This window comes from Labrys neptuniae (genome assembly GCF_040797145.1).
Classification (GTDB): Bacteria; Pseudomonadota; Alphaproteobacteria; order Rhizobiales; family Labraceae; genus Labrys; species Labrys neptuniae.
Genome location: NZ_JBFNQD010000010.1, coordinates 66,778 through 89,564 on the forward strand (window position 1 = coordinate 66,778; position 22,787 = coordinate 89,564).

At 65.3% G+C, this 22,787-nt stretch carries 25 protein-coding genes; 9 read left to right on the forward strand and 16 right to left on the reverse strand.

What is annotated here, in order from left to right:
* Nucleotides 1-52: 52 nt before the first annotated feature.
* Entirely contained in the window at nt 53-1,420 is a 1,368-nt protein-coding gene (locus ABXS05_RS24375; RefSeq protein WP_367625671.1) for an FAD/NAD(P)-binding protein, read from the forward strand.
* A 212-nt stretch (nt 1,421-1,632) separates the two neighbouring features.
* Here ABXS05_RS24375 and ABXS05_RS24380 read toward each other — a convergent pair whose 3' ends face one another.
* From ABXS05_RS24380 to ABXS05_RS24390, 3 genes are read right to left on the reverse strand one after another with little or no spacing between them, the layout of a single operon-like run.
* Nucleotides 1,633-2,643, reverse strand: coding sequence for a zinc-binding alcohol dehydrogenase family protein (locus tag ABXS05_RS24380; RefSeq protein WP_367625672.1), 1,011 nt, complete (start codon nt 2,641-2,643; stop codon nt 1,633-1,635).
* Nucleotides 2,640-4,109 carry a mannitol dehydrogenase family protein gene (locus ABXS05_RS24385; protein ID WP_367625673.1) on the reverse strand — a complete coding sequence of 490 codons (1,470 nt, stop codon included), beginning with the start codon at nt 4,107-4,109 and terminating at the stop codon, nt 2,640-2,642. The genes ABXS05_RS24380 and ABXS05_RS24385 overlap by 4 nt, the downstream gene beginning before the upstream one ends.
* 4 nt (nt 4,110-4,113) lie before the next feature.
* Entirely contained in the window at nt 4,114-4,839 is a 726-nt protein-coding gene (locus ABXS05_RS24390) for a GntR family transcriptional regulator (protein WP_311933093.1), read from the reverse strand.
* 211 nt (nt 4,840-5,050) lie between these two features.
* On the opposite strand from ABXS05_RS24390, the gene ABXS05_RS24395 reads away from it, so the two are divergent.
* From ABXS05_RS24395 to ABXS05_RS24415, 5 genes are all read left to right on the forward strand, one after another.
* The gene (locus ABXS05_RS24395; RefSeq protein ID WP_311933092.1) at nt 5,051-6,076 is read left to right on the forward strand and encodes a sugar ABC transporter substrate-binding protein; all 1,026 of its coding nucleotides are present in this window, start codon (nt 5,051-5,053) and stop codon (nt 6,074-6,076) included.
* 336 nt (nt 6,077-6,412) lie between these two features.
* Nucleotides 6,413-7,447 (forward strand): ABC transporter permease, encoded by a 1,035-nt coding sequence (locus ABXS05_RS24400; RefSeq protein WP_367625674.1) that lies wholly within the window; start codon nt 6,413-6,415, stop codon nt 7,445-7,447.
* On the forward strand, nt 7,447-8,406 hold the full coding sequence (locus tag ABXS05_RS24405) for an ABC transporter permease (protein WP_367625675.1): 960 nt from the start codon (nt 7,447-7,449) through the stop codon (nt 8,404-8,406). The genes ABXS05_RS24400 and ABXS05_RS24405 overlap by 1 nt, the downstream gene beginning before the upstream one ends.
* Nucleotides 8,407-8,408: 2 nt before the next feature.
* On the forward strand, nt 8,409-9,938 hold the full coding sequence (locus tag ABXS05_RS24410; RefSeq protein WP_367625676.1) for a sugar ABC transporter ATP-binding protein: 1,530 nt from the start codon (nt 8,409-8,411) through the stop codon (nt 9,936-9,938).
* Nucleotides 9,939-10,109: 171 nt separating this feature from the next.
* Complete coding sequence (locus ABXS05_RS24415) at nt 10,110-11,147, forward strand: NAD(P)-dependent alcohol dehydrogenase (RefSeq protein WP_367625677.1); 1,038 nt, start codon at nt 10,110-10,112, stop codon at nt 11,145-11,147.
* A gap of 16 nt (nt 11,148-11,163) precedes the next feature.
* Here the strand turns inward: ABXS05_RS24415 and ABXS05_RS24420 are convergent, their stop codons facing one another.
* The 8 genes from ABXS05_RS24420 to ABXS05_RS24455 all read right to left on the reverse strand — a co-directional run bounded on the left by ABXS05_RS24420 (nt 11,164) and on the right by ABXS05_RS24455 (nt 17,499).
* Nucleotides 11,164-11,424, reverse strand: a complete 261-nt coding sequence (locus ABXS05_RS24420; RefSeq protein WP_367625678.1) for a hypothetical protein — start codon at nt 11,422-11,424, stop codon at nt 11,164-11,166.
* Nucleotides 11,425-11,487: 63 nt separating this feature from the next.
* Entirely contained in the window at nt 11,488-11,772 is a 285-nt protein-coding gene (locus tag ABXS05_RS24425) for a copper-binding protein (protein WP_367625679.1), read from the reverse strand.
* Nucleotides 11,772-12,254 (reverse strand): cupredoxin domain-containing protein, encoded by a 483-nt coding sequence (locus ABXS05_RS24430; protein WP_367625680.1) that lies wholly within the window; start codon nt 12,252-12,254, stop codon nt 11,772-11,774. The genes ABXS05_RS24425 and ABXS05_RS24430 overlap by 1 nt, the downstream gene beginning before the upstream one ends.
* A 21-nt stretch (nt 12,255-12,275) precedes the next feature.
* Nucleotides 12,276-13,664, reverse strand: coding sequence for a multicopper oxidase family protein (locus ABXS05_RS24435; protein WP_367625681.1), 1,389 nt, complete (start codon nt 13,662-13,664; stop codon nt 12,276-12,278).
* Nucleotides 13,665-13,681: 17 nt separating this feature from the next.
* Complete coding sequence (locus ABXS05_RS24440; RefSeq protein ID WP_367625682.1) at nt 13,682-15,088, reverse strand: TolC family protein; 1,407 nt, start codon at nt 15,086-15,088, stop codon at nt 13,682-13,684.
* A 47-nt stretch (nt 15,089-15,135) separates the two neighbouring features.
* On the reverse strand, nt 15,136-15,354 hold the full coding sequence (locus ABXS05_RS24445; RefSeq protein WP_367625683.1) for a hypothetical protein: 219 nt from the start codon (nt 15,352-15,354) through the stop codon (nt 15,136-15,138).
* A 173-nt stretch (nt 15,355-15,527) separates the two neighbouring features.
* Nucleotides 15,528-15,935, reverse strand: a complete 408-nt coding sequence (locus ABXS05_RS24450) for a hypothetical protein (RefSeq protein ID WP_149254613.1) — start codon at nt 15,933-15,935, stop codon at nt 15,528-15,530.
* A 130-nt stretch (nt 15,936-16,065) separates the two neighbouring features.
* Nucleotides 16,066-17,499 (reverse strand): MFS transporter, encoded by a 1,434-nt coding sequence (locus tag ABXS05_RS24455; protein WP_367625684.1) that lies wholly within the window; start codon nt 17,497-17,499, stop codon nt 16,066-16,068.
* A 122-nt stretch (nt 17,500-17,621) separates the two neighbouring features.
* On the opposite strand from ABXS05_RS24455, the gene soxR reads away from it, so the two are divergent.
* On the forward strand, nt 17,622-18,065 hold the full coding sequence (soxR, locus tag ABXS05_RS24460; RefSeq protein ID WP_367625685.1) for a redox-sensitive transcriptional activator SoxR: 444 nt from the start codon (nt 17,622-17,624) through the stop codon (nt 18,063-18,065).
* A gap of 6 nt (nt 18,066-18,071) precedes the next feature.
* On the opposite strand, the gene ABXS05_RS24465 is transcribed toward soxR, so the two are convergent.
* A complete protein-coding gene (locus tag ABXS05_RS24465; protein WP_367625686.1) occupies nt 18,072-18,488 on the reverse strand; it encodes a VOC family protein in 417 nt (138 codons plus the stop codon).
* Nucleotides 18,489-18,688: 200 nt separating this feature from the next.
* Here ABXS05_RS24465 and ABXS05_RS24470 point away from each other — a divergent pair, with 200 nt between their 5' ends.
* A complete protein-coding gene (locus ABXS05_RS24470; RefSeq protein ID WP_367625687.1) occupies nt 18,689-19,156 on the forward strand; it encodes a GNAT family N-acetyltransferase in 468 nt (155 codons plus the stop codon).
* Nucleotides 19,157-19,160: 4 nt separating this feature from the next.
* Here ABXS05_RS24470 and ABXS05_RS24475 read toward each other — a convergent pair whose 3' ends face one another.
* The 4 genes from ABXS05_RS24475 to ABXS05_RS24490 all read right to left on the reverse strand — a co-directional run bounded on the left by ABXS05_RS24475 (nt 19,161) and on the right by ABXS05_RS24490 (nt 21,781).
* Nucleotides 19,161-19,832, reverse strand: coding sequence for an amino acid ABC transporter permease (locus ABXS05_RS24475; protein WP_367625688.1), 672 nt, complete (start codon nt 19,830-19,832; stop codon nt 19,161-19,163).
* A gap of 20 nt (nt 19,833-19,852) precedes the next feature.
* Nucleotides 19,853-20,662 (reverse strand): transporter substrate-binding domain-containing protein, encoded by an 810-nt coding sequence (locus tag ABXS05_RS24480; protein WP_311933067.1) that lies wholly within the window; start codon nt 20,660-20,662, stop codon nt 19,853-19,855.
* 112 nt (nt 20,663-20,774) lie between these two features.
* Entirely contained in the window at nt 20,775-21,107 is a 333-nt protein-coding gene (locus tag ABXS05_RS24485) for a GYD domain-containing protein (protein ID WP_311933066.1), read from the reverse strand.
* Nucleotides 21,107-21,781, reverse strand: coding sequence for a cysteine hydrolase family protein (locus ABXS05_RS24490; RefSeq protein ID WP_367625689.1), 675 nt, complete (start codon nt 21,779-21,781; stop codon nt 21,107-21,109). The genes ABXS05_RS24485 and ABXS05_RS24490 overlap by 1 nt, the downstream gene beginning before the upstream one ends.
* A gap of 110 nt (nt 21,782-21,891) precedes the next feature.
* Here ABXS05_RS24490 and ABXS05_RS24495 point away from each other — a divergent pair, with 110 nt between their 5' ends.
* Nucleotides 21,892-22,782 (forward strand): LysR family transcriptional regulator, encoded by an 891-nt coding sequence (locus ABXS05_RS24495; RefSeq protein ID WP_246683724.1) that lies wholly within the window; start codon nt 21,892-21,894, stop codon nt 22,780-22,782.
* Nucleotides 22,783-22,787 lie beyond the last annotated feature (5 nt).

The following is a 22,787-nucleotide window of genomic DNA, read 5'->3' on the forward strand; positions in this document are numbered from 1 at the left end:
CGGACGCACGTGTTTGATCTATCAAAATGGTAGATTAATTGAAGCGTGCAGCATGTCGACCAGCCCTTCCGTCTCCTCCAGGCATATCGTGGTCATCGGAGGCGGAGCGAGCGGGGTGCTGATGACGGCCCATCTCCTGCGTCATCACCATCCCGAACTGCGTGTGACGCTGGTGGAGAAGAGCCGGGAGCTTGGCGCCGGTATCGCCTACGGCACCAGCCATCCCGATCATCTCCTGAATGTGCGCGCTGCCAATATGGGCGCCTATCCTGACGATCCCGACCATTTCTGGCGCTGGGTCGGCGAGCACAGCAGCAGCCATTGTCCGGACGCGCAGTCCTTCGCGCCGCGGCGTCTCTATCGCGACTATCTCGCCGATCTGCTCTCGCCGCATCTCGTGCAGCGGCCCGGCAGCCGACGCCTCGCCATCGTGCAGGACGAGGCGGTGGGTTTTGCCGACACGGGGCAGGGCGTCGTTGTGCAACTGGGCGGAGGCGAGCGGCTACACGCCGACATCGCCATTCTCGCCACCGGCAATGAGGGCCCCAAGCTGCCGCCGGCTCCGTGGCGTTTCGACGGCTGGTTCGACGCAGGTCCGGCGGCCTTTTCCCCCGATGCCGATGTCGTCATCGTCGGGACCGGCCTCACCATGGCCGACCGGGTCCTGTCATTGCTGCATGCTGGGCATCGCGGCCGGATCACCGCGATTTCCAGGCGCGGCCTCAGCCCGCATGCACACAGGCCGGTGCAGCCGCTGCGCCTCGACGCCGCCGACATCCCCTATGGCACGGGCATCGTCTACCTGACGCGCTGGCTGCGCCGGCTCGTAGCCGAACACCAGAAGGCGGGGGGCGACTGGCGCGCCATCGTCGATGGGCTGCGTCCCTATACCCAACCTCTGTGGCGCAGCCTGTCGCAGGAGGCCCGCCGGCGTTTTCTGCGCCATGCCCGGGCCTGGTGGGACATCCATCGCCATCGCATGGCGCCGGATGCCGCGGCGCGGATCGAGGCCGCGCGCCAGACCGGACAACTCGCCATCGTGGCGGGGCGCGTTACCGGCTTCGATCCACAGGGCGGTCGCGTCGTGGTGCGCTATACTGCCCGTACCGGCGCGTCCGAAAGGCGGATCGATGCCGATGCCGTCTTCGAATGCCGCGGGCGTGCGGCCGACGTCACCGCCACCGAGAATCCGATTCTGCGCCAGTTGCTCGCCGAGGGCTTGGTACGGCCCGACAGGCTCGGTCTCGGGCTGGATGTCGGCCTCGACTGCGGTGTGCTGGGGGCCGATGGCGTGCCCTCGAATCGGCTCTTCGCCGTGGGGCCGATCACCTCAGGCACGTTCTGGGAGATCGTCGCCGTGCCGGATATCCGCCAGCAGGTCGCCAAGCTGGCGGGCAATCTGCTGACGGTGGCACCCTGAAAGGCTGTCGCCCGCCCATACGCCCTGAGGAGGCGTCCAGAAACAAGTGCTCCGTCATCCCCGGCTGAGCCGCTCGCGAGCAAAGCGAGTAGAGGGCGAAGGGAAGGGGATCCAGGGACCAGGAACTGCGCCTAATGAGCCCTGGATCCCCTTCCCTCGGCCTTCGGCCTCGCCGGGGATGACAACCAGCCGATACACGATTTTCTCAAGTCCTAAACGCTCAGAATCGCCTTGATCACGCCGGTCTCTGGCCTGGACCATTCCGGTATCAGGCCCGGCGCGTCGTCCAGGCTGCCCTCGTGGCTGGCAAGCGCCTGCAGGGGCACCTTGCCGTTCCGCATGGCCTGCAGCACGGTTTCGAAATCCTGCCGGACGGCATTGCGGCTGGCATAGAGCGTGGTTTCTCGCTTGTGGAATTCCGGGTCGCTGAAGGCGATGTCCGCGCGCACCAGCGACAGCAGCACATAGGCACCACCATGGCCGACGAGATCGAACCCTTTCTGCATGGCGCCGGGGCTGCCGGTGGCGTCGATGACGCAATCGAAGAAATCGCCGCCCGTCGCCTGGCCGAGGCGGTCGCGGACATCGGCCGAAGCTTCGAAGACGGCATCCGCCCCCAATTCGTCCGCGCAGAAAGCGAGGCGGCGCGGATTCATGTCGACCACGCTGACATGGGCGCCGGCCACCTTGGAGAAGACGGCGGCGGCGATGCCGATGGGGCCTGCGCCGACGATGGCCACGCGCTGCCCCGGCCCGATGCCGCCGCGTGCCACGCCGTGGGCGCCGATGGCCAGGAATTCCACCATGGCCGCCTGCCTCGCCGTAAGGCCATCGGCTGGAATGACGTTGGCTTCCGGCACGGCGATGAAGTCGCAGGCCCCGCCGTCACGATGCACGCCGAGGACTTCCAGGTGCTGGCAGCAATTGGTCTTGCCCATCCGGCAGGCGCGGCAGTGGCCGCAATAGATCGTCGGCATGATCGAGACGATCTGGCCGGTGCGCAGGGCCGATCCCGGCGGCGCGCTGACGACCTCGGCTCCGAGCTCATGTCCGATGACACGTGGATAGCTCAGATAGGGCTGGTTGCCGTGGAAGATGTGATAGTCGGTGCCGCAGACGCCGACATGGCGAATGCGCACCAGCACCTCGTTCCCGGCAGGGCGCGGCTCGTCGCGCCGGATGATGCTCAGCTTGCCGGGTTCGTCGCAGCTCAGGGCTCTCATTTCTGCCTCCAGGATTGGGCGGCGCCGAGGACGCCCTGGGCGGCGATCGCCCGATAGGCCGCCTGCAGATCGTCGACAAAGGCCGCATTGCGCGGCAGGTCTTCGCCGAAAACAGCAGAAAGGCCGAGAAAAGCCTCGACCACGGCCTGCGGCGCGGTGCTGCGCTGGTCGGGCTGGCCGGTCCAGGCTTCGAAGGTCGGATCGTTGAGGGGGAGAGGACAGCCCTTGTCGTCGCTGCCGCCGCAGGAACGGATCCAGGCGGCGACGGCGAAGACGAGCGGGCCGCAGGGCAGGCCCTTGGCCAGGCAGTCGCGCAGGGGCGACAGAATACGCTGCGGCAATTTCTGCGACGCGTCGGAGGCGATCTGCGCGGTGCGGTGATGCAGCGAGGTGTTCTCGTAGCGGGCAAGGAGCTGCCTCGTATAGGCAAAGGCCCGGTCGGCCGGGATGGCGAGCGTCGGGATCGCACATTGCCAATAGCGTTCGATCAGGTCGCGGATGGTCGGATCGGCGATCGCCTGCGCCACGAAGTCGTGGCCGGCCAGCCGCCCTACCGCGGCGATGGTGGAATGCGTGCCGTTGAGCAGGCGCAGCTTCATATGCTCGAAGGGCTCGACATCGTCGGTGAACTCGACGCCGCTTTCTTCCAGCCGCGGCCTGCCGGTCGCAAAGCGATCCTCGATCACCCATTGGCTGAACGGCTCGCCCAGCACCGGCCAAGCGTCCTCGAGACCGAGCGAAGCGGAAATGGCCGCGCGATCGGCATCTGTCGTCGCCGGCACGATGCGGTCGACCATGGAGGAGGGGCAGGGGATCTCGTCGGCGATATAGGCCGCCAGATCCTTGTCCCGCAACGTTGCGAACTCGCCGAGCACGCGTTTCAGCGTCCGTCCGTTTTGCGGAAGATTGTCGCAGGACAGGACGGTGAAGGGAGGGCTGCCGTTGCGGCGGCGGCGTGCGATCGCTTCCACCAGAAAGCCGAGGGCCGAGCGGGGCGCCTGCGGATTGGCAAGATCATGCACGATGTCGGGGTGGTCCTGCCTCAGGCCGCCGCTGCCGAGATCGACGGCATAGCCTTTTTCGGTGATGGTCAGCGTGACGATCCGGATGGCCGGGTCTGTAAGCTGGTCGAGGAGGACGGTTGGATTTTCCGGCGCAACGGTAACGCCGAGCACGGAACCGATCACACGCAACTCTTCGCGGCCGCTGTCGCGTATGGCGAGAGTGTACAACCCGTCCTGGGGAGCAAGGGCGTCCCGCGTTTGCGTGCCGCGCAGCGAACTCCCGAGAATGGCCCAATCCGTCTCGCCGCGTGCCAGGCAATCATCGATGGCGACGGCCTGATGCGCCCGATGGAAGGCGCCGGTGCCCAGATGCACGATGCCGGGCCGGATGGCGGCCCGATCGTAGCGCGGCGTGGCGATGCCGGGTTTGAGGCGGGCGAGGGTCGTGGCGTTGAGACGCATCGGGCTACTCCGTAACATAGGGTCCGTACTCGTCCGGCAACTGGGCAAGCATGGTGAAGATCATGTCGAGATGCCGTTCCAGCCGGTCGGCGGCCTCGTTCGTCCTGCCATCGTCGAGGGCATCGAGGACGGCCAGGTGCTCCTCCAGCACCAGGGGCAGACGGGATGGCGTGCCGAACAGCCGCACGAAGCGGGCGAGGCGGGCACGGACCTGCAGGATGGTCGGCCAGACGCCTTCGCGCTCGGCAAAACCGGCAAAGGCATAGTGGAAGCGCTCGTCCTGCTCGAAGAAGCGATCCTTGTCATCGGCGAGCATGGCCTGGCGCTGCGTTTCCACGATGGCGCGGGCCTCGGCGCTCTTGGCCGATGTCCAGCGGGCCGCCGCCTCGCGCAGCAGGGCCAGCTCCAGATGCTTGCGGATGAAATGGCTGTCGCGCACTTCGGCCAGGCGAATGGGAGAGACGAAGCTGCCCTGCTGGGGATAGACGTCGATCAGGCCGTCCTCGCTCAACCGTACCACCGCCGAACGCACTGGCGTGCGCGAGACGCCGAAATGGCGGCAGATGCGATTCTCACTGATCGAGGTGCCGGGCATCAGCCTCACCGTGATGATGGCCTGCTTCAGGGCCTCGTAGATCTGATCGCCCACCGGGTGCTTGCGATTGATGTCGACGGCAAAGCCCAGCCCGTCATCGTCCGGCCCGGGCTGTTTGTTGGGCAAGGCAGACATCGGCCGGCTCCTTTAAAACCGTAATGATCGCAATGATATGGCGCTTCATCCTGAATCGGAATGGCATGCAGGAAAGGTGACGTTCGCGACCATCATCTCGCAAACACTGTTGCATATGTCGAGCTTGGATCCTAGTATCCATCTCTGTCAAGCGGGGCCGAACGATGTGAGGAGCGCCCGCGGCACGTCATGCCCAGAGGGAGGGAATTTCATGTTCGTTCGACGTCAGCTCTTTGCTTGCGCGGCTGTGGCTGCCCTGTTTGCCAGTACCCTGCCGGCCCTGGCAGCCGACGATACCAAGGTGGCGCTGGTGCCCGGCGGCCCGCATCCCTATTTCGCCGCCTGGGACCAGGCTGGCAAGGATGCGGCCAAGGATTTCGGCCTTGGTGCAGCCGACTACAAGGTTCCGCAGAAATGGGAGCTCAGCCAGCAGAACGAACTGCTCGAGAGCCTGGTCACGCAGGGCTACAATGCCTTCCTGATCTTCCCGGGCGATCCGGTCGGCTCGGTGGCCACCGCCAATGAACTGGCCGATACCGGCGCGCCGGTGATGGCGCTGGCCGGCTGTCTGAAGGATCCCTCCAAGGCGGCCTTCTGCCTCGGCACCGATACCGGCAATTCGGCCTATCTCGGCACCAAGGAATTGTTCAAGGCGATGGGCGGCAAGAAGCGTATCGCTCATTTCACCGGCTTCCTGGTCGACCCGAACACCCAGCTTCGCATCGACGCGGTGAAGAAGGCCGCCGAGGAAGAAGGCGGGCAGGTGGTGCAGGTCATCGCCGACATCGACGCGCCCGAGCCGGCGGAAGAGAAGATCAATGCCTATCTCGCCGCCCATGCCGGCGAGATCGACGGCATCGTCACCACGGCCTGGGTGCCGGCGGTGGTCGCCTCCAACGCCTTGCGCAAGATCGGTGACAAGCGCATCAAGATGGTCGGCATCGACCATGACGAGGTGGTGCTCAAGGCGATCAAGGACGGTTTCGTCAGCGGCACCATGCTGCAGAACCCCTATGGCCAGGGCTATATCGGTTCCTTCGCGGCCGACAAGCTGCGCAATGGCTGCACCGTGAAGGCCGATGCGCCCTGGAAGTCCAATGCGCTGACCAGCCACTTCATCGATTCGGGCACGGTCTTCGTCGATGCCTCAGGCGTCGACAATTACATCTCGGCCATGCAGGGCATCACCAAGACGCTGCTGGCGAGCTTCGAGAAGACCTATCTGACCTGCAAGTAAGCGGGCGGAGGACTGCCGCATTGTTTGACGGGTGTGCAGCCCCTCACCCTTACCCTCTCCCCGCAAAAGCGGGGCGAGGGGGACTTCGACGGCCTGTTTGTGCCGAAACGCAATCACCTGGCCCAACCGCCAAGCCAGATGAGAGCTTTGAGGATAAATCGCGACGCTTGCGCCTCCCTCGCCCCGCTCTTGCGGGAGAGGGGAAGGGTGAGGGGCAGCGCGACGAGACAAAAGAAGCTTCTATTCGCGATCGATCCCGCGAGCCGTGCCGATCTCGATCGCAACGAGATCGGGCACCCGACTACAACTCTCTTCCGACGGAGCTCGAGACCGCCGATGGCCGGTGACGAATCCCCAACCGCAACGCTCGCCCCGGCGACCGGCAAGCCGATGCAAAGCGGCACGGTGCGCTTCTACCTGACCAACGAGTTCGGCCTGCTGGTCCTGATCGTGGTCTTCGCCTGCCTGTTCGGCCTCGCCACCAAGGGCTTCTTCTCCCCCTTCAACCAGTTCACGCTGGGGCGCGTCGCCGCCGTCAACATCATGGTCGGCCTGTCCATGATGGTGGTGATCGTCACCGGCGGCCTGAATCTGGCTGTCGGTGCCATCGGCGTCTGCGCGGCCATGGCCTTCGGGGCCCTGGTGGAATTGGTGGGCTTGCCCTGGCCGGTTGCCGCCCTCGGCGCCATCGCCCTGGCGGCGGCGCTCGGCTGGATCAACGGTTTCGTGGTGGTGCGTTCCGGCCTGCACAGCTTCATCATCACCCTGGCCAGCATGAGCATCTTCTTCGGAATGATGATCTATCTGACCAAGGCGCAATCCTTCCGCGGCATACCGGCGGACTTCTCCAATTTCGGGCGGCTGCGTTTGTTCGGCCTGGTCTCGCCGCTTCTCGTCGTCGCCCTTGTCGTGGCCGTGGCGCTCGGCGTGCTCTACCGCTTCACCGTTCTCGGCCGCGAGATGCTGGCGGCCGGCGCCCGGCCCGAGGCTGCCGAACTTTCAGGCGTGCGAGTCGGACGCATCTTCATCCTCTGCCACATGCTGTCGGGCGCGCTCGCCGCCATCACGGCCATGCTCGTTGTGGCGCGTACCGGGGCCGCCATTCCCTCGATGGCTGGACAGTTGGGGCAGGACTGGCTGCTGCCCGCCTTTCTCGGCCCGGTGCTCGGCGGCACGCTGCTCAGCGGCGGGCGGGTCTCGGTCAGCGGCACGGTGCTCGGTGCCATCCTGGTGACGATGCTCACCAACGGCCTGCTGCTCTTACAGATCGGTGAGTTCTGGGTGCAGGCGTGCCTCGGCTGCCTGTTGCTCACCGCCGTGCTGATCGACAAGGCGCGCCGTTCCTATCTCGCCCATCGGAGGATGGTGTGATGCCCCGTTTCATGCAGACAGACTGGTTCGGCCCCCTGGCCATCGCAGTGGTGGCCATCGCCCTCATTGGCAGCTTCAATCCGTCCTTCCTGTCGCCACTCAACATCCAGGTGCTGCTGCTCGCCATCACCGTGAACATGCTGATCGCCTTTTCGCAGATGATCATCATCGCTATCGGGCAGATGAACCTAGCGGTCGGGGCTATCGGGGGACTCGCCGCGATCTCCTTTGCCGGCATGATGCAGGTCTGGGGTTTGCCTGCGCCGCTGACCGCCCTGCTGGCGGCGGGAATCGGCCTGCTGGCCGGCATCGTCAACGGGGCCTTCATCGCCGGCACCGGCATCTCGGCCTTCGTGATCACCCTGGCCACCCTGTCGGTGTTCAAGGGCATCAACCTCGCCATCACCAAGGCGCAGCCCTTCTATGGCGTGCCGCAGAGCGTCAAGGATTTCGGCAACACCACCGTCCTGGGACCTCTGCCCTGGCTGGTGATCCCCGCAGCCATCGTGTTCGCAGCGATGTGGTACCTGCTCAACCGCCTGCCGCTCGGGCGCTTCATCCTGGCCGTGGGCGGCAATGCCCATTCGGCCGAACTGTCGGGCATTTCGGTGTCGCGGACGGTGATATCGGCCCATGCCATTTCGGGCCTGCTGGCAGCCCTGGCCGGTATCGCGCTGGTGGCGCGGCTGGAGATCGGCCAGCCGACCATCGGTGACGACTGGCTGATCCTCTCCTTCGCCGCACCGGTGATCGGTGGTGCCGTGCTCGCCGGCGGTCACGTCTCCAGCTTTGCCACGCTGCTCGGCGTGATCATCGTCGCCATCATCACCCAGGCGCTCGTGCTCTTCCATATCGACCCCTTCCTGGTGCAGGTCGTTCTCGGCGCGCTGATCCTGTGGGCTGTCGGCATGAACCGCTGGCGCGAGATTCGCGTCAGCCGCGGCCTGAAGAGGATCTGAACATGGCGACAGAGACTTCGGCACCGGTTTTCCAGGCGCGCGGCGTCAGCAAGTTCTTCCCGGGCGTCAAGGCGCTGGAAGGCGTCTCGATCTCGCTGCGCCCCGGCTCGATCCATGCCTTGCTGGGCGAGAACGGTGCTGGCAAATCCACGCTGATCAAACTGATCACCGGGGTGCTCAGGCCCGACGAGGGCGAGCTGATGGTCGATGGGCAGCCCGCGCATTTCGCCTCGACCCGCGACGCCATCGCCAGGGGCATCGGCGTCGTGCATCAGGAACGCAACCTCATCCCGCGCTTTTCGGTGGGCGAGAACATCATGCTGGAGCGCCTGAGCGTCAGCCTGTTCAAGCCGATCGACTATGCCGCAGTGAATGCCGAGGCGCGGCGCTGGCTCGACGTGCTCGGGCTCGACCTCGACCCGGCAACGCCGGTCTCGCAGCTCAGCGTGGCCAAGATGCAGCTCGTCGAGATCGCCAAGGCGCTGTCACTGCGTTCGCGTGTGTTGCTGCTCGACGAGCCGACCGCCTCCCTGACGCCGCACGAGACCGTCGCCCTGTTCGCTCTCCTCAAGAAGCTCAGGGACGAGGGCGTCAGCATGCTCTTCGTCAGCCACAAGCTGGAGGAGGTGCAGGAGATCTGCGATCAGGTCACCGTGCTCCGCGACGGGCGCAATGCCTGCGACAGCCGCTCGATGGAAGGGCTCGGCCGCCAGGACCTGGTGCGCCTGATGATCGGGCGCAGCGAGCAGATCCCGGACTGGAAACCGCGCGACCATGCCAGGGCGGCGGCGGTGCTGCAGCTCGACAAGGTGGCGACACCCTTCGGCCATCGCGACATCGATCTCACCGTGCGTCGCGGCGAGATCGTCGGGCTCTATGGCCTGGTCGGGGCAGGGCGCACCGAGCTCGCCAAGTCGATCATGGGGCTGCAGCCGGCGACAGCGGGTACCATCCGGCTCGACGGCAAGCAGGTGACCATCACCAGTGTCGGCGAGGCGATCCACACCCACCGGCTCGGCTATGTCAGCGAGGATCGCAAGCAGGAGGGGCTCATCCTGCTGCATTCGGTACTGGACAATGCCGGCATCGCGATCTGGCGCAAGCTCGCCGGTTTCGGCGGCCTGCTCACCGATCGCACCGTGCGCAAGGCTATCGAGCCCTATATCCGCAAGCTGGAGGTGCGCACGCCTTCGCTGGGGCAGACCGTCGGCAATCTTTCCGGCGGCAACCAGCAGAAGATCAGCGTGGCCAAGTGGCTGGCCGCGGGGGTGCGGCTCCTGATCATCGACGAACCCTCGGTTGGAATCGACATCAAGACCAAGGCCTATCTGCATGAATTGATTCGCGAACTGTCGGATGCCGGCACCTCGATCCTGCTGATCACCTCCGATATGCCGGAGATGATCGCCTTGGCCGATCGGATCGTGGTGATGAACGGTTACCGGGTGGCGGGAGACCTGCACAACAGCCGCGACTACGGCGCCATGAGCGAAGGCATCATGAACCTGATCCATAAGATCGATGCGGCGTGAAGGCTGGTTTGCCATCGATGCCACCGGTTGGCGCCGATAGCTGGTAATATGTCCGCCGGCTCGCCGTCGCCACTCGTCGGACTTGGTTGATTGCCGCAACAAACTGGCGATAATGTCGGATGAATACGCGCCGGCTCTTCGGCGACGTCAGCCAGGAACCGGAGGAAACCCATGCGCGCCCTTGTCCTCGAACGCCAGCACGAATTGTCGCTGCGCGAGATCGATCTCCCGCTCGAGGTCGGCCCGACCGACGTGAAGATCGCGCTGCATACCGTCGGCGTCTGCGGTAGCGACGTGCACTATTACACCCATGGCCGTATCGGCAATTTCATCGTCAACGCACCGATGGTGCTGGGCCATGAAGCGGCCGGCACCGTGGTGGAGGTCGGCGCGAAGGTGACGACGCTCAAGGCCGGCGACCGCGTCTGCATGGAGCCGGGCATTCCCGACCTGAGCTCGCGGGCTTCCAAGCTCGGCATCTACAATGTCGATCCGTCCGTGGTGTTCTGGGCGACGCCGCCGGTGCATGGCGTGCTCACGCCCTTCACCGTGCATCCGGCCGCCTTCACCTACAAGCTGCCCGACAATGTCTCCTTCGCCGAGGGTGCGATGGTCGAGCCCTTCGCCGTCGGCATGCAGGCGGCGGCCCGCGCCCGCATCGCGCCCGGCGACGTCGGGGCGGTGATCGGCGCCGGCCCGATCGGCATCATGGTTGCCCTGGCCGCCCTGGCCGGCGGCTGCTCCAAGGTGCTGATCTCCGATTTCAGCAAGGAAAAGCTCGAGATTGCCGGCCGCTATGACGGCATCATCCCCGTCGACCTCACCAAGGAGACCTTCGCGGCCGCCATCGCGCGGGAGACCGACAGCTGGGGCGCCGACGTGGTGTTCGAGGCGAGCGGCAGCGCCAAGGCCTATAATGGCATCTTCGACTTGGTGCGGCCCGGCGGCGCGCTTGTGCTTGTCGGCCTGCCGGTGGAGCCGGTCAATTTCGACGTCCCCGGCGCCATCGCCAAGGAAGTGCGCATCGAGACGGTGTTCCGCTATGCCAACATCTATGACCGCGCTCTGGCGCTGATCGGCTCGGGCAAGGTCGATCTCAAGCCGCTGATCACCGGCACCTATGCCTTCGAGGAATCCATCGCGGCCTTCGAGCGGGCCGCCAAGGCCCTGCCCACGGACGTGAAGCTGCAGATCCTGATGGAAGGCTGACGGGCGAAGGGCGGGGCTATTCGGCCTCGCCATATTCGTCGCCGCGATGCAGAAGGCGGCACCTCGCAGTGCCGCATTCCACGGCGAGGATGCGGTGGGAGGTGCCGCCGCAATTGGCCTGGAATACCGATGTGGAGTCTGAGCGATAGATCGAGGTGATCTTCGCTCCGAGGCAGTCATTGCGCGCCAATATGCCTGCAAGCGCGCCATCGCCGGCATCAGCCTCTGTCGAAACGAGGCCAGCCAGAATTCCGGCTATCAAGAGAACTCTGCGCATTCCGGAAACCTGTCGTGGTTTCGATGGCCCCCTTCCGGGGAAGGGGGCCGGTCGTATCCAGCGCTATTTCGCCTTCTCGATCTTGGTCACCGTCAGGCGCCCGTTGACGCGGTCGGCCTCGAAGGAGACCTTGTCGCCAGCCTTGACCGTCTTGAGCATGGCCGGATCGGTCACGGCGAAGACCATGGTCATGCCGTCCATGTCGAGATTCTTGATCGGGCCATGTTTGAGGGTGATCTTGCCCTGGGCCTCGTTGATCTTGGTGACTTCGCCGCTGACCGGGGCGGTTTGCGCCAGAGCGGCGGTGGCAAAGGTCGAAAGGGCGAGGGCGAAAAAGAGTTTGCGCATTAGAGAGCTCCTGTCTTGGTGGTGACGACGATGGTGCCGGTCATGCCGGCTTCGCGGTGGCCTGGGATCAGGCAGGAAAAGTCGAACTCGCCGACCTTGGTGAACTTCCAGACCATTTCGCCGGTTTTCTTGGGGCTGAGGCGCCGGGCATTGGGATCGTCATGCTCCATGTCCGGATTCTTCTGCATTTCCGCGCCGTGCTTGAGGTTTTCGGCCAGGGTGGCCAGCACGATCTCATGGTCGATCTCGCCATTGTTGCGCAGGACGAATTTGATCTGCTCGCCCTGGCGCACTTCGATCTTGCTGGGGATGAACATCATCTTGCCGTCGCTCTCACGCATGGTGACGGCGATGGTGCGGGCCGGCTTCCTGGCATCGCCGGGCTCGCCATAGGCGCGCGTGCCGCCATGGCCGGCATCGGCCAAAGCCGGGCCGGACACCAGGGCCAGGGCAACGGTCGCAAACAGGATTTTCGAAAACATCCATGCTCCTTTCATTGAGGGTCAGTGCTGATCGTGGGTCGAACGCCGGCCGGGCTTGACCACCCGGACGTCGGCCGTGCTGCTGCGGCTCGCGGGAATGGAGGGGGCGTGGAAGGCGTTCTTCGACGCGCCGGTCCATTCATAGGAGACCGTGCCCTCCGGATGCTTGAACCAGCCCGGATCCTTGTAGTCTCCGGAGGCCAGGCCCTGGCGGACCTTGACCACCGAGAACATGCCGCCCATCTCCACCGCGCCGAACTGGGCGAAGCCCGTCATCATCGGCAGGGTGTTGTCGGGCAACGGCATTTCCATCTCGCCCATGTCGGCCATGCCGGCGGATCCCATCGGCATGTAGTCGGGCACGAGCTTGCGGATCTTGGCCGCGACGCCCTTCTTGTCGACGCCGATATAGTTGCGGACGTCGTGGCCCATGGCATTCATGGTGTGGTGCGACTTGTGGCAATGGATGGCCCAGTCGCCCTCGGCATCGGCGGTGAAGTCGAAGGCGCGCATCTGCCCGACGGCGCAGTCGATGGTCACCTCCGGCCAGGCCGCCGCTTCCGGCACCCAGCCGCCATCCGTGCAGGAGACCTTGAAGTCATAGCCATGCATGTGGATGGGGTGGTTGGTCATGGTGAGGTTGCCGAAGCGCACCCTGACCTTGTCGCCCTTGCCGCAGACCAGCGGGTCGATGCCCGGAAAGGCCCGGCTGTTCCAGGTCCACAGATTGAAGTCCGTCATCTCCGCCACCTTGGGCACATAGGACCCCGGCTCGATGTCGTAGGCGTTGATGAGGAAGACGAAGTCGCGGTCGACGCGGCGGAAGGCCGGGTCGCGCGGGTGCACGACGAAGAAGCCCATCATGCCCATCGCCATCTGCACCATCTCGTCGGCATGCGGGTGGTACATGAAGGTGCCGCTCTTGCGCAGCTGGAACTCGTAGACGAAGGTCTTGCCGGGCTTGATGTGCGGCTGGGTCAGGCCGCCGACGCCATCCATGCCATTGGGCAGCAACTGGCCGTGCCAATGGATGGTGGTGTGCTCGGGCAGCTTGTTGGTGACGAAGATGCGCACCTTGTCGCCCTCGACCGCCTCGATGGTCGGGCCGGGGGATTGGCCGTTATAGCCCCACAGATGGGCGACCATGCCGGGGGCGATCTCGCGCACCACCGGCTCGGCGACGAGATGGAATTCCTTCCAGTCGCCATTCATGCGCCAAGGCAGCGTCCAGCCATTGAGGGTGACGACCGGGTTGTAGTCGACACCGCTGGTCGGCACGAGCGGGGGCTGCATGCCGGCCTCCTTCATGCTGGGCGCTTCGGGGATGGCGGCCGCCTGAGCACGGCCGGAGATGGCGCCAGCGCTGATCAAGGCTGCGGCGCCGAGGAGGGAACGGCGGGATACTGTCATGATGTCATCTCCCGTGATCAATGCGCTGCGCCGGCGGCAGGTGCGGCGGCCATGGCGGTTTCCCCGCCCGACGATGAGGCCGAGCCGCCGCCGATGAGGGCAGCCTGGAAGTCCACGCCGGCGATGAGGTAGTCACGCTGGGCGCCGATGGCGGCGACGCTGACGTCGAGGCTTTCCCGTGTGGTGGTGAGCAGGTCGAAGACGTCGATCAGCATGCCGCTATATTCGAGCACGGCCTGCTCATTGATTGTCTTGCGCAGCGGCAGGATGCGGGCGCGGTACTGGCGCCAGATGTCGTGCCGGCCGCGATAGGTGAGAAAAGCGGCGCGCGCTTCCGAGCGCACGGTGACGGCCTTCTCCACCAGGCGGTTGACCGCCTGCATGTAGGTCTCGCGAGCCCGCCTCACGCCGGTCTCACCGAGATCGAACAGCGGGATCTGCACTTCGAGCTCGAAGCCGCGGGGATAGTCGCGCTTCTTCACGCCGTCCTCGCTGGCGCGGGTGTAATTGGCCAGGCCCGTGAGGTCGAGGAGGGAGACATAGCGGCTCGCTTGCGTCAGGCCGAGCTCGGCGGCCATGGCGTCGAGGTCGAGCCGGGCGGCGATCAGGTCGACACGCTTGCGGATGGCCTGCGCCTCGATCTCTGTCGAAGGCGGCAGCTTCCCAGGTGTATTCGGCAGGGTGCTGGGCAGTTTGGTGTCGGTCTCGTTGCCCCACAGGCCGAGCTGGCGAATCAGGGCTTCGCGCTCGGTGCCGGCCTGGAGCCTTGCCTCGGCGAGGCGGTTGGCGACTTCGGCATAGAAGGAGGCCGAGCGCGCCTGGTCGAGCTTGGTGGCGGCGCCGGTCTCGCCGAGCTTGCGCGAGAGATCACCGGCGGCTTCGGCCGAGAGCCGCGCCTTCTGCAAGAGGCCGACGGTCTGTCGGGCCGCGACCGCGCGGTAGTAGGTCCGCCGCGTATCGGCGGCGAGGCGGAAGGTCGCCTCGATGGCCCGGTAGCGCGCCGCCTCGAACTGGGTCCTGGCGATGTCGCGGCGAGCGGGCAGGGTGAGCAAGGCCAGAAGGTTTGCCACCAGGCGGCGTTCGATGTCGAGTTCGCCGCCGGCTACCACGCGTTCGAGCTGGAAGGTCGGGCTCGGCGGCAGGCTTGCCGCGACATAGGCGGCCTCGGAGATTCCGAGCGTGTTGTACTCGGCCTGCAGACCACGATTGTTGAGAAGGGCGATCTGCACTGCGCTGTCGGCGCTCAGCGGCTTGGCGAGCAGGACGGCGACACGGGCCTTGGCCTGGGCTGCCTCGGCCGGCGAGGTGATCTTGACCGTGTCCTTGCCGAGTTCCGCAGCGACTCTCCCCTTGACGGGTGCCATGCCGCCGTCGGGCGTGAAGCTGGCGCAGCCTGCCAGAGTGAAGGCGAGAGAAGTCAGCATCGCCAGCCTCTTCGGCCGCGCGATGGAGTGGGATGGAAACCGGGACATCATGGCTCCTTCCGTCGGGGAGCGACGCTGTCGTTCCGCTCCACCCAGGGTTTGGGATCGACTGGGCGGAAATCCACGGTCCCCGCGGTGACGGGCGTGTATCGCAGGCGCGGGACCGGTGAGGCGGGATTGGCGGGATCAGGGCCGACGGCGAGCCTGGGCGGCGGCGCACAAGCAGACAGGACGACGGCGAGAACCGTCGGGACGGCGATTTTCATGGAATTTCTCGGACAGCGGCGTCCGGGCTGCCGTCAAGGCAGCGGCCGGCACGCCGGTTCTGGGGACAAGGCGGAATGCAGGGCGTCAGGCGCCGTGCATCGCGACCGGTCGGCCGAACCCGCGCAGGTTCCGGCAATGCAGGGGCATCGACCGGAGGATGGAACGGGCGGAATCAGCCGACGGACGCTTCGGCTTGTCTCGGCGGTCTGTCGAGCAGCGACAGCATCGACATCGGCGAGTCCTGTTCCCTGATGGAGCGCTTGATGGCGATGGTAAAGGTGCGCGCATTCAGGAGGGGAGCATCGGTCTCCACCGCAACGTGGCAGGCGAAGGCGCAGCAGGTAGAGGCGGCTTCTCCGGCGCTATTTTCATTGCCGCATGGCGCCGGCGGATGACAGGACATTCCTTCCATGGCGGCTTCATCGCCATGATGCGGCGTCTCGGCCTCCTTGCCGGCGGCATGGTGGCTCATGGCCTGGTCGCCGGCCATGCGCGTGCTCGCCATCGCCCAGCCCACGGTCGTCACTGCGAAAAGCAATGCGAGCACTAGGCACAGGAACGGGCGAAGCGGGCGAATCATGGGACCTTTGTATGAAGGTTCCCATGTGGGAAGGACAAGTTACCATTTGGGCGAATGATGCGGATCTGTTTGTTCGCGCGGATTGGCGCTGCGGAGCCGCAAGTAGTCGGTTGCCGTAGCATAGATGATCTTACGCAGGGCATTCTTGCACCTTTTCCGCTTCCCTGAACAAATGCGGCGCCAGTTTCAGTGCCGCGAAGACACCCGGCAGGGCGATCAGAATGGCGAGCACGAACACGGCCAGCATAGCCTCTTGCAATTGCGGACCCGTGGTGGCGGAACCTGCGCCGTTGGCGTTGGCCACGAAGCCGAGCACCGCGGCCCCGATGGCATAGGCGGCCGATTGCAGGGTGGGCAGCAGGGCCGAGGTGCGGTTGCGCTCCTCCGCCGGCGAGGCCTCCATCAGCCCCTGGCTGAGATAGCCCCAGCTCGCGCCGAAACCCGCCCCGATCAGGACCTGGCCGCCGACGAGCAGTACGATGTCGGTGCGCCAGAGCCCGACAATGATGGCGATGAGGCCCAGCACCAGGAACAGCGGGCCCAGACAGATCAGCCGGCGGCGGATCTGCTGCGAGCCCACGCTCGCCACCGCGATGGCGACCAGGCTCCAGAACACGGCCATTACCGCGTTGAGCGCGCCCGCCAGCGTGGCGCCGTAGCCCCAGAGATGCTGGATCAGGTAGACGAGATAGACCGAGGCCGCCGAATGGGCCATCGGCATCAGGAAGACGATCCACAGGCCGAGGCCGATGGGCTTGTCGAGCCGAAAGGCGTCCTTGGGGAAGAGCCGCGCCGGCGAACGCCGGTCGCTGTAGACGGCACCGACATAGAAAAGTGCGGCCAGCACCAGCAGCAGCATGGCGGCGCCGGTGCCGCCGGCCACGTCCGCGATCATCACCGCGGCCATGCCAGCCCCGATCGCACCGAGCTGGACGAGGGGAAGCGCTGCCGCCTCCTGTCGGGCTCCATGCGGCACTACTTTGAGGACCAGGACGATGAAGATCAGCGACAGCGGTACATTGACCAGGAAGGCGGCCCGCCAGGACACGGTCTCGCTGATGATGCCGGCGATGGCCGGGCCGCCGAAGGCCGCCGCTGCCCAGACCATCGCCTCGGCGCCGAACACTCTGGGTACCAGGCGCGAGGGAAAGATTTCCGGGATCAGGGCATAGCAGACCGCGGCGATCAGGCCTTCGCCGAAGCCCTGCAGGGCGCGTCCCACCAGCAGCACGGCCATGGCGGGAGCAAAGCCCGCAAGCAGGGTGCCGGCCGTGAACAGCAGAGCTGCCCCGATCAGTGCCGCCCGTGCGCCATGGCGACCCTTGGCCAGCGCCGCAATCGAGCCGCCGAGAATGGCAAAGATCAGATAGAGGCTGACAGACCAGGCGATCAGCGAGGCACCGCCAAGCTCGTCGATCGCCGAGGGTAGGGCGGTCGAGACCAGGAAGCTGTTGAAGGCGAACAGGGCAACGCCAAGGCAGAGCGTGGCTGTCGCGCCGGCATAACGGCCGACCGCGATCTCGCGCCAATGGGCTTGGGTTCCCGTCCCGACCTGCGTGTCCATCCTCGGCTCCAACTCGCAACATCCATCTCGAACAAGGTCCGATGTCACTTTGGCATCGCGACTTCGTCTGGCCTACAACCTCTACTTAAGTTAAGGTCAAGCGGTTTTTTGGGAGACGATCCATGGCTGAACTGAGCGTCGGCGACCTTGCTCATCGCAGCGGCGTGTCGGTGACGGCGCTGCATTTCTACGAGCGCAAGGGGCTGATCCGCAGCCGGCGCAGCCAGGGCAATCAACGGCGTTACGACCGGGCTGTGCTGCGTCGCGTCGCCCTGATCAAGGTGGCGCAAGAGCTCGGCTTCTCGCTGGCGGAGATCGGGGCGCGCCTCGCCGAGCTTCCGGACGATCGTCCGCCCTCCCGCGGCGATTGGGAAACGCTCGCCACGCACTGGGCCGACGAGCTCGACCACCGCATCGCCCTGATGCAGAACCTGCGCAACGAGCTGACCGGCTGCATCGGCTGCGGCTGCCTGTCGATGGAGCGCTGCACCCTGCTCAACACCGACGATCGGCTCGCCGATGCGGGCAGCGGGCCGATCCTGCTGATGCAGGAGGCTGGAGAATGATGCGGCTCAGGCGGGAGCCTCGAACGGCAGGTTGATCTGCCAGGAGACGCCGAAACGGTCGGCGACCCAGCCGAACCGGCGGCTGAATCCATAGTCGTCGAGAGCCATGAAGACGGTGCCGTCCTGGGACAGGGCCGCGAAGAGGCGATCGAGGTCCTCATTCGTTTCGCAGTCGATGAAGAACGAAAAGGACGGCGTGAAGGTGAAATTGTGCTGCACGGGGCTGTCGATGCACATTACGCTCTGGCCGGCGATGCTGAAGCGTGCCTTCTTGATGGAGCCCGGCAACCCCATCTCACCGGCGCCGTAACGCTCGACGTCGAGGATCTCGCCGTCGGGAAACAGGGAAACATAGAGGTTCATGGCGGCATCCGCCTGGCCTTGTCCCTGGAACATCAGGAAAGGCTGGACCGTCAGTTTCATCGGCATTTCCTCCAGAAAGGGCGGTCGTCATCCCAGCGCCTGTTCGGCGTCAGTCGGCACTTCCTTCCACGATGACGTGGCGAGAATGTGGGCCGGTTACCTCTCCGCGCTTCCGGCGTGGGAGCCGCAGAGAATCGGGGTAAGGCAGCGTGAAGCGCAAGAGCCCGCATCGGGCAGGCGCGCAATCGGGACGGATGGCAATGGGTGTCGTTGTGATCAGGCAGGGCGGCGAGGCGGACAAGCCGGCGTTGAAGGCAATCCTCCGGGATACGTTCGACAGCACCTGGCGGCCCAACATCACGCCGGCTGCCGTCGAGCGCTATCTGACTTCGGGCGTTGCCGACCGCTTCATCGACGAGCACGGGCTGGAATGCCTGGTTGCCGAGATCGATGGCGAGGTGGCGGGCTTCATTCGCTGGGAAGGTGATTTCATCGATGCGCTGCATGTCCATTCCCGTCACGCCCGTAAGGGACTCGGACAGCGGCTGATGGATGGAGCGGAGGCGGTGATCGCGGCGGCCGGCTTTGCACAGGTGCGCCTCGAAACCGATACCTTCAACCAGGCAAGCCAGGCCTTCTACCACTCGCGCGGCTATCGCGAGGCCGGACGCTATCCTGACGAGGAATGGCAGAGCGGGCTGACCACCATTCTCTTCGTCAAGCCTTGAGGCTTCACTGCAGGCGGCGCGCGATGATCGATTGCGCCAGCATGAACAGCGAGACGATGGCGAGATAATAGACCAAGGCGGCGCAATACCATTCGACAAAGCGGAAGGAGGCGGCGATAGCATCGTTCACCACCGCCATGATCTCGCGCAGCGAAATGACATAGGCGAGCGAGGTCACCTTCAGGAGGTTGATGAACTCGTTGACCAAAGCGGGCAGCGAGACACGCAGGGCTTGCGGCAGGATCACCAAGCGGAAGGCTTGCAGTCGCGTGAGGCCGAGAGCCGTCGCCGCTTCGCCCTGTCCCGCACCGATCGAGCGCAGAGCTCCCTTCATGATCTCCGCCATATAGGCGGCAGTGACCAGAGTGAAGGAGATTGCGGCCGCCACGAAGGGCGTGAACCAGCCGGCCTTGAGCAGAAAGGGCATCAACTGCGGCGAGCCGTTCCACACCAAGAGCAGCACCAGGATGAGCGGGGCGGCGCGGAACACCCAGACATAGAACTGCGCCGAGCCATTGCGTATCGCCTTGCGTGAATTCAGGCACAGTGCCAGCGGCAGACAGACGAAGAACGAGACGGTGAAGACGATGACGGACAGGACCAGCGCGATGGCCGCGCCCTGCAGCATGGCCGGGTTGGTCAGTGCCGTCAGGAGGAGGGCCGGATCGAAGGACATGTCGACGCTGCCGCTGCCGGCTACTTGTCGTAGTCGACGTCGAAGGCAGCAGACTTGAGGCCGTATTTCTGGGCGAGAGCGGTGAAGAAGCCGTCATCGCGCAGCTTCCTCAGGGCGTCGCGCACCACTGCCTGGTCGCCGTCCTTGCGACGCATATAGATGCCGTAGGTGAAGTCGGACTGCCATGTATAGGCGATCTGGAGCGTGTCCCTGGCGTCGGCGACCCGGAACGCGCCCTCGGCCTCCTCGGTCAGCGTCGCATCGACCCGACCCACTATCACCTGCTGGTAGGCGGCCTGCTGGGTCGGGTAATTGTGGATAGTGACTGGGGCCTTGCCGGCGGCTTCGAGCGTCTTGTTGAGGGGATCCAGGCGCTCTTCCTTGTAATAGGTGCCAGCCTCCAGCGCGACATTGAGGCCGCTGAGATCGTCCGGCTTGCCGATGGCGCCGTTTCCGGCCTTGGTCACCAGCACGGTGGCCGATTTCATGTAACGCACGCCGTCATAGGTCTTGCGGCGCTCGTCATTGACATAGATGCCGCTGATGATCAGGCCGCAGCGTCCCGAGCCGAGCGTCGGCAGGAGGCCCGAAAAGTCGGTGACGGTGTAGGTCGTGCTGGCACCCCAGGCCTTGGCCAATGCCTCGGCGATCTCGACGTCGATGCCGACAGGCGTCAGGTCACCGGGCGAGCGCTTGTAGGTCAAGGGTGGAAACGCTGCGGTAGTGCAAATATTGAGCGATCCGTCCGAGACGAAGCTCGGCTGCTCTGCGAGTGCCGCAGTACTGGCGAGCGTCGCCAGCGCGACCATGGTCACGAATTTTGCTGTCATGACTGGTTCCCTTGGAGCAAAGGCGTGTTCATGGCTGAACGCCGGCACGCTCCGACTCATGTTTCGACGTGTCTTTGTGATTCTTGGCGGCTCCGTCACGCCGCAAAGCGCTTCAGGTTCCCAGGGTGTCCGTTGCCTGGATGCGTCCGATGATCCCGCCATAGGCTTGTGTGTCGAAGGCCGGGAGAATGAGCGGATCGACATGCCCGTCGCGACGCGCGGTGAGCACATATTGCATCATCGCCTCAACGCTCGGCATCTCGAAGACCTGGACGAAGTCGTAGGCGCCGAGCACGGCGTAGAAGGCGATGGAACGGCCGCCGAGCGCGGCGACACGCTCCTCGCTGAGCTGCCGCCGCCCGGCGCTGTCGGCAAGCTCGGCCAGCCCCTTGGCTGTCAGGCGCATCAGGGAAATGTAGCGCTGGGGTGCGCCGCGATCCGGCATCACGCGCCGGCCCTCGGCAGCTTGGCGAGGCCGGCCAGCACCGCGGCCGAATTCGTCAGGGCGCCGAAGATGCCGTTCTCCACCGTCACCATGTGCAGCGCCGCCTCATGGGCGCGCTGGTCGCCGCTGGCGCAGGCATCGGAGATGGTCAGGCACTGGAAGTTGCGGTCGCAGGCCTCGCGCAAGGTGGTGTGGACGCACACATCGGTGGTGCAGCCCGAAAAGAGCAGATGGGTGATGCCCTGGGCCCGCAGCACGTGCTCGAAATCAGTATAGGTGAAGGCGCCGTTGCAAGTCTTGTCGACGATGATGTCCTCGGGGCGCACCTCGATGTCGGAGACGATCTCGAAGCCCGGGCCCGAGCGCAGCAGAACCTGCGTGCCGTCGAGGCCGGCGCGGCTGCGACGCCATTTTTCGTAAGGGGTCATGTCCGCCATGTCACCGCGATAGCCCTGGCGGGTGTGGATGATGCGGATGCCGACGGCGCGGGCGGCGTCAATCAGCTGGTTGACCGTCGGCAGGATGGCCCGAAGCGGGCTGGGATCATAGCCCTGCCTGGCGAAATAGCCGGTCGGCGAAAGGAAGTCCTCCTGCAGGTCGATGACAACAAGCGCCGTGCTGCGCGGATCGAGCCGGCCATCATAGGGATAATCGAATGGTGTTGCCTTGATCATCGGGGTGCTCCCTTTCGCCTTCCTGGATAGCACCCGAAATCGTTCTCAAAAAACGATTTGTTTTAACCAAAATTGTTCTATTAAATTCATCAATTATCCTGCGAGGCACCGTGGCCCGGCCCCTGGTCTATCTGCAATATCTTCCGGCCTTCGAGGCGACGGCCCGGCTGGCCAGCCTTCGCCGGGCGGCGGAGGAGCTCAATCTCAGCCCGAGCGCGGTCTCGCTGCAACTCAAGAAGCTCGGCGAAGCGACGGGGATCGTCCTGTTCGAAAGGGCAGGGCGCAACATTGCGCTGACGCCGGCTGGCCGCGATTTTGCCCAGGCAGTCGCCGTCAGCCTTGGCCAGCTCGATGCGGCGGCGCGCGACTGCCGCAGCCGGGGCGCAGCAACCCCACAGCAGAGCCTGGCACTGTCCCTGCCGACTGCGCTCGGGGTCGCCTGGCTGAGTGCGGTGGCGGTGGAGTTTGCGGAAAACCGCAACATCGCCAACCTGGCCATCAACGAGGCGATAACCGCCGCCGAGGTGGATTGGCAGGCCAGCGATGTCGCCATCGTTTATGATAATCCACCTTTTCCAGGACGGTATTGGCGCCTGCTCAGCGAGGTGCGGCTGCGGACAGTATGCGCCCCGACCCTGTTTCCGAGGCTTGACCTGCAGCACCGCGAGCGCAAGCTCAACGGTATCACGCTGCTGCACGAGGATCGCGGCGAGGAATGGGCGCGTTGGGGCGTGGCGGCGCGGGTCAATCTGCAAGGCAGCGCCAGCGTGCGCGTGGCTTCGGTGGCGCAGGCGGTTGCCTCCGCCGTGCAGGGGCAGGGGCTGGCGCTGGTCTCGGACGTGCTCACGCGCAATTTGCTGCGCGAGGGCCGGTTGATCCAGCCCTTCGCCACCTCGATCAACGCCGCGGCGGCCTACTATATCCTCTGCCCCGTCGACCGGGCGGAGGAGCCGCTCCTGCAGGCGCTGATGGAGCGGCTTGTCGAGCGCGTCGGGTCGTAAGAGCC